The sequence below is a fragment of the Paenibacillus sp. E194 genome, from assembly GCF_000935845.1.
GTDB classification, from domain to species: domain Bacteria; phylum Bacillota; class Bacilli; order Paenibacillales; family Paenibacillaceae; genus Paenibacillus_B; species Paenibacillus_B alvei_B.
In genome coordinates this window covers 1-736 of sequence record NZ_JMDX01000535.1, presented here as the reverse complement: position 1 = coordinate 736, position 736 = coordinate 1, and the positions used below count along the sequence as shown (strand labels likewise).

At 50.8% G+C, this 736-nt stretch carries 2 protein-coding genes; both read right to left on the bottom strand.

Annotated elements, in window-relative coordinates; genetic code table 11:
- Positions 1 to 281, bottom strand: a 281-nt coding sequence (locus AZ66_RS29425; protein WP_044358220.1) for a cobalamin biosynthesis protein, incomplete at its 3' end; no start/stop codon positions are given.
- 40 nt (positions 282 to 321) lie between these two features.
- Positions 322 to 736, bottom strand: a 415-nt coding sequence (locus tag AZ66_RS29420) for an adenosylcobinamide amidohydrolase (protein WP_044358219.1), incomplete at its 5' end; no start/stop codon positions are given.

Sequence of the window (736 nt, the reverse complement as noted above, 5' to 3'; positions counted from 1 at the left end):
AATCGAGCAATAGCCTCGGCAACCCATCCTACATATTCATGAACATGATATAGTCCTGTTAGTATAAGCCAAGTCGACGCATACGCCCCTCCTACCACGATAATCGGCAGCAGGATGCCTAGCGGCTTGAGTGCCTGCTCAGAAGGACTTATCCTGCGTATAACACGTTCTACTCTGCTTATTCCTTTGCCAATCCCAACGACTGGATGCGGGATAGCCCGAGGATCGCCTACGATCCGATCCCATATGTATGCTGCTATTATGATGAACGCTGCTGTCATATGTCTCCCACCCTAGTAGGTTGTTCTACTCTGTTAGCGGTCACGCTTCATGCTGGGTCTTGACGGACTCATATACGGTAGTATAAACGAGTTGTCCGACCGCATGACCCAATGTGGTCGCTGTCCCTGCATAGCAATGCACAGGTTCATATCGACCACTATCTATCACGGCAAATGCAATTGCATCTGTCGTCGTCCCCGTGGCAATGCGCCCCGTCTCTGAATCTAAGATGCCCAGATCAGACAGAGCCGCACATTTGGCCTCCGTTGCCGTCATGAACACATTCCATACCGCGGCATCAGACAATTTGCCATCCATAATAAGAATGGAATTAATCGTCCCCGGCTTCAATGGTTCATATGCTGAGAATACGCGTCGCGGCATCCCAGCGCGAGCCGCATTAGACGTTCCGGCAGTAGTTACACACAGAAGCGAACATTCATCCGCATCCTGC